6 protein-coding genes are annotated in these 5,362 nt (G+C 49.9%); all 6 read right to left on the reverse strand.

The genetic code is table 11. From position 1 onward, the window contains the following. Positions 1-129 (reverse strand): elongation factor Tu (gene tuf, locus ENN66_09840; GenBank protein HDS16883.1); only part of this gene is annotated, 129 nt, incomplete at its 3' end. 24 nt (positions 130-153) lie between these two features. Then, positions 154-2,244, reverse strand: a complete 2,091-nt coding sequence (gene fusA, locus ENN66_09845) for an elongation factor G (protein HDS16884.1) — start codon at positions 2,242-2,244, stop codon at positions 154-156. A gap of 27 nt (positions 2,245-2,271) precedes the next feature. Continuing rightward, positions 2,272-2,742 (reverse strand): 30S ribosomal protein S7, encoded by a 471-nt coding sequence (locus tag ENN66_09850; protein HDS16885.1) that lies wholly within the window; start codon positions 2,740-2,742, stop codon positions 2,272-2,274. A gap of 63 nt (positions 2,743-2,805) precedes the next feature. Next, entirely contained in the window at positions 2,806-3,177 is a 372-nt protein-coding gene (locus tag ENN66_09855; GenBank protein ID HDS16886.1) for a 30S ribosomal protein S12, read from the reverse strand. A gap of 423 nt (positions 3,178-3,600) precedes the next feature. Further along, a complete protein-coding gene (locus ENN66_09860) occupies positions 3,601-4,317 on the reverse strand; it encodes a hypothetical protein (protein ID HDS16887.1) in 717 nt (238 codons plus the stop codon). Positions 4,318-4,416: 99 nt separating this feature from the next. Next, the coding region (locus ENN66_09865; GenBank protein ID HDS16888.1) for a UDP-N-acetylmuramate:L-alanyl-gamma-D-glutamyl-meso-diaminopimelate ligase at positions 4,417-5,362 on the reverse strand (946 nt) is incomplete at its 5' end.

The following is a 5,362-nucleotide window of genomic DNA, read 5'->3' on the forward strand; positions in this document are numbered from 1 at the left end:
ATGCGACTGTCCCTTGAGAGCCAGAACCTTGGTAATGGCTGCAGTCAGAGTGGTTTTGCCGTGGTCTACATGACCAATCGTGCCGATATTTACATGGGGCTTGGTTCGTTCAAATTTCGCCTTCGCCATCTCTGTCTCCGCTTTTTGAATATTTTAATTGTATAAGTTTGAGCAATCTATTCGGCGCCGAACTATCTCAGAGGCAACCGCTTCATAGCCGTTAAATTGCATGCTGAATGTTGCTCTTCCCTGACTACGTGATCTTATCTCGGTCGAATATCCGAACATTTCCGCCAAGGGAACGAATGCGCTGACTACCTGCATTTCCCCGAGGCGATTTTCTACCCCCTGAATACGGCCGCGGCGCATCTTGATATCACTCATAATTTCGCCTAAAAACGCACCCGGCACAACCACTTCAACTTCCATTACCGGTTCAAGTATCGTTGGCTTTGTCCGCTTAATGTTTTCGTTGAAGCCTCGAGCTCCAGCCAGTTTAAAAGCAAGCTCATTCGATTCATTTTCATGCCAGTTTCCACTTTCCAGGATGGCTTTGATACCGATCATCGGGTAGCCAAACAGAGGTCCTGACAGCATAGCTTCTGCAATGCCAAGCCGAACGGGCTCGACAAATCTCGCCGGGAGCTCTGCAGGCACTGTCTGGTTACAAAAAACCAAACCTTTGTCACGTTTTTTATCCGGTTCAAGTCGAAGGCCGACCTGAGCAAAAACTGACCGGCAGCCCTCCTGACGGATAAACTGCCCCTCACATACAATGGTTTCGGTGATAGATTCGCGGTAGGCAACCTGAGGCTTGCCGACATTGGCATTAACTTTGAACTCGCGAGCCAGTCGATCCACTATTATTTCAAGATGAAGCTCGCCCATACCTGAAATTATAGTCTGCCCGCTTTCTTCGTCGTTGTTGACTTTGAAGGTAGGATCTTCGGCAGCCAATTTATCCAGAGCCTGGACTAAACGTTCCTGATCACTCTGGCTTAGGGGCTCGATAGCAACTCCGATAACCGGTTCCGGTATTTCCAGAGATTCGAGCAGAACCGCGTCTTTTTCCAGACACAGGGTATCGCCTGTGGCACTATGCCTCAGGCCGATTACGGCGACGATATCCCCGGCATAAATCTTTCTGACCTCTTCCCTTTTATTGGCATGCATCTTCAGGAGCCGGCCGATTTTTTCATATTGCCTGCGACTGCTGTTATAGAGTTGCATACCACTTTCAACAACTCCCGAGTACAGGCGCAGATAGGCCAGCTGCCCGACATGCGGGTCAGTTAAGATTTTGAATACCAAAGCCGTCGGCTGCGATTGATCACTGATTTCTACCACAACTGATTCATCTTTATCCAGTTTCCGGGCGACAATTCTTCTAACTTCAACAGGAGAAGGTAGAAAGTTGACCACTGCGTCAAGCAGAGGCTGAACCCCTATATTCCTGAATGCAGCCCCACACAGAATCGGTGTCCCTAGCAAAAGCAAGGTTGCCCTACGAACTTGCTGTTTTATATCATCAGCCTTGATTTTTTCACCTTCGAGATAACGCAAGGCGAAGTCATCATCAAGATCTGCAAGCTCTTCAATCAATCTGTTGCGATACCCTGTCGCCCGGGACAACATGTCCCCCGGCACAGCGCGCACTTCGTATTCGGTTCCCAAAGAACTTTGATCGAAATAAACAGCCTTTTCGGCTATTAGATCTATTACTCCGGTAAAGCTATCACCTTCACCCAGAGGTAACTGCAAAACCAAGGGCCTGGCCCCGAGCCTGCTTCGCATCATATTGACGACCCGATCAAAATCGGCACCGATGCGATCCATCTTATTGACAAAAGCGACCCGTGGAACCTGGTACTTAACGGCCTGACGCCAAACGGTCTCAGACTGCGCTTCAACTCCGCCAACCGCGCAAAAAACAGCGACTACTCCATCTAAGACCCGCAACGACCGTTCTACTTCGATCGTAAAATCAACATGGCCCGGAGTATCGATAATATTTATCCGGTGTTCTTTCCAAAAGCAGGTTGTAGCCGCCGAGGTAATAGTAATTCCTCGTTCCTGTTCCTGCTCCATCCAGTCCATGGTCGCGGTTCCATCATGAACCTCTCCCAGACGATGCGAAATACCGGTATAAAATAAAACTCTTTCAGTGGTGGTTGTCTTGCCGGCATCAATATGAGCCATGATGCCTATATTACGGCACTTTAATAGAGAGTACTGACGTGCCACATCGACCTGAACTGAATTTTAAATGCCTTACCAACGGTAATGAGCAAAAGCCTTATTGGCCTCGGCCATCTTGTGCGTGTCTTCGCGCTTTTTAACCGCCGAGCCACGCTTGCTTGCCGCATCGAGCAACTCAGCGGCCAATTTCTGAGCCATACTTTTCTCTCCCCGCGAACGAGAGTAGCCAACCAACCAGCGGATAGCAAGCGCCATTTTACGATCAGGCATAACCTCAACCGGAACCTGATACGTCGCCCCACCCACGCGACGTGATTTGACTTCAACCAATGGCTTGACATTTTCCAATGCGCTTTTAAAGATTGCTAGAGGCTCTTCTTCAACCCGATCCCCGATCAAGTCCATCGCCTCGTAAAAGATTCCCAGGGCCACGCTTTTCTTACCGTCAAGCATCAGCCCATTAACAAACTTGGCTACCTGGCGATCATGATATCTGGGATCTGGATTGACTTTACGTTTCTCTATCTCTCTTTTTCTGGCCATCTATCTTAAATCCTCGAAAACGATTTCTTCTAATGATAAGAAACTTTTATTACCCGGGAAAACCTATTTGGGCCGTTTAGCCCCGTACTTGGAACGACCCTGGCGACGATCCTGGACTCCGACGCTGTCCAGAGCCCCCCGAATCACATGGTAGCGAACACCGGGAAGGTCTTTCACCCGGCCGCCGCGAATCAGGACCACGGAATGCTCTTGCAAGTTATGGCCCACCCCAGGAATATACGAGGTAACCTCAAATCCATTCGTCAGGCGCACCCTGGCAACCTTACGCAAAGCCGAATTAGGCTTTTTCGGGGTTGTCGTATAAACCCTGACACAGACTCCGCGCTTCTGAGGACAGCTCTTCAAAGCCGGTGCCGTATTCTTTTTCTTAATCCGTTCCCTACCTTTACGAACCAACTGGTTAATCGTCGGCATTTAAACTTCTCCGTTTGGATTTATATCAGAACTCGCCTTCGGATACGAAAAGAGCCCGCGCTTCTAACAGTTATCACATAGCTTGTCAAGCTCTTTCTTGACTTGATCCGAAAAAAGAACCCGGAACCTCGTTGCCGGAAGACTCAGAGGACTTATCACTTGCTTCTTGATAAATACCATCATTATCAGAAATACTCAGCCAGCGCTTAAGTTTGCTGGAGTTCAGGTGGCTTTCCGTAGCGCCTAGCAAACCCCAGTCGTTTCTCCCCGCGCATGAAGCCTATTAAATCTACTCCTGGTTGAGCGCTCTAACGCGCTCAACCACGGGCCGAAGGAGTACTTAAAAACTGAGATTTCAGCACCGTGAATCGAAGGTAATCACCTTTCAGACCCAAAACAACTACCATTATTTTTGATTATCTCTTAATTTTCACTAAGAGTTTTGCGCATAGATTCCAGATTGGCGGCGGCGGTGTCATTCTCAGACCACAAAGCCAAAGCCTCCAGGTAAGCTTTCTCAGCAAGCGGATAATCAGCCAAATAGCGGTGCGCCATGCCGAAATTCGTCAGACTCACCGAGAGGGCGCGCTCGTAACGCTCAAAAGGCTCTAGTTCTATTTTGTCGGCGGCAAGACCTTCACGACTACGAGCCAACTTTGCCAGAGTTTCAGGATTCGGCCGATTCTCATTCAGCCACTTTCGATACGCGGCGATACTCTTCTCAAAATAACCCAGACCGGCCAAGATCTCGTTTTTATTAGCGGCCAGATCCGCCCGGCTTTTAATCTCTTTGCCCCCGTCACCATAAATACCGATACGCAGGTGAATGGTCCCCAGAGCGTTGTTGACAATCGCGAAATAAAAATCACTACTGAGATCAATGCCCGGAATGGCTCGCAACATTTTCTCGGCTTCGGCATAACCTTTCAGGGCCTGTTCAAATCTCCCCCGGACCATCTGTTTTTCAGCTTTACTGTAGACTTGCATCGGCGCCTTATAAGCCGCATTTTCACCCAAGCTGCGTTCAGCCACATCACGCCAGAGAAAAAACATGGCTACGACTGTAGAGAGCAGGACAATCAGGGCAACCATTTTCATTTTCCGGTTTAAAACCAGTAATTCGCCGCCCAGTAAAGCCATTTCAAACCTCTATCCTTATATTATTTACATGTTATGCCGCTCAACCCGAGGTTGTCTCCTATACTCACATGCCAGGGCCTTGTCAACCGATTTTACTCCTCATTTCCAGACCTCCGCCGCCAATCGCCGGAAAAGACCAGCGAAATCTCCGGTAGTCATTATAACCACCAATTCCTTTTCCCCGCTTCGACTCTTAAGCTGCTCGAACAGGACTTCAATCCGCTGAAAAGCTTGGGCCGGTTTGCCGGCGGTGCATAAATTCTCCGCCAGCATCCCCGTATTCAAGGCCTCGTTCTCAGGCAATAAGGCCAAACCATGAACCGGGGCCAGCCAGACCTCATCGGCGGCGGCAAAGGCACCCTCCAGTTCACGCTGAAAAAGATTGCGTCTACTGGTTGCGGTGCGTGGTTCAAAAACCGCCAGCACACGATAAGCGGGGAAATGCTCACGCAAAGCGGCAAGGGTTTTGCCAACCGCAGTGGGATGATGGGCAAAATCGCTGATATAAATGGTATTTCCGCAACGGCCAACCAGTTCCTGCCGCCGTTTGACCCCGGCAAAGGTTCGCAATCCAGCCAAGATTTCGTTTTCGGGCAAGCCCAGCTGGAGCATCATAACCAGCACCGCCAGAGCGTTCTCAGCATTATGACGCCCCAAAACCCCAAGGGAAAACTCAAAGTCAGCCCCGTTTTCGGCGGCGTAACGAACTCGCCCTCCCGCCGCCTGAGGTCGGTATTCAAGCAGCCGATAATCAGCTGCGGGCGACCAGCCGTACGTCAGCACCCGACATGGAGCCTTCGGTAAAAGCTCAGCCAGAACCGGACAATCTGCTGCCGCGACCAGCAGCCCGCTCGGCGGTAAACTCGCGATCAGGCCTCTGAATTCGTCCACGATTTCATTCAGACCGGCGAACAGATCCGCGTGATCCATTTCGATTCCGGTAATGATCAGATGAGTCGGCCGATAGTGATGAAATTTGGCATGACGATCAAAGAAGGCACTGTTATACTCATCCCCTTCGAGAACAAAATCGGCTTTACCAGTC

The sequence above is a fragment of the Pseudomonadota bacterium genome (genome assembly GCA_011049115.1).
Classification (GTDB): domain Bacteria; phylum Desulfobacterota; class Anaeroferrophillalia; order Anaeroferrophillales; family Tharpellaceae; genus DSCM01.

Bases quoted from the DNA above. Each gene is read 5' to 3' on its own strand.
- ENN66_09850 (HDS16885.1), bottom strand. From the start codon at position 2,742: ATGGCCAGAAAAAGAGAGATAGAGAAACGTAAAGTCAATCCAGATCCC.
- ENN66_09855 (HDS16886.1), bottom strand. From the start codon at position 3,177: ATGCCGACGATTAACCAGTTGGTTCGTAAAGGTAGGGAACGGATTAAG.
- ENN66_09860 (HDS16887.1), bottom strand. From the start codon at position 4,317: ATGGCTTTACTGGGCGGCGAATTACTGGTTTTAAACCGGAAAATGAAA.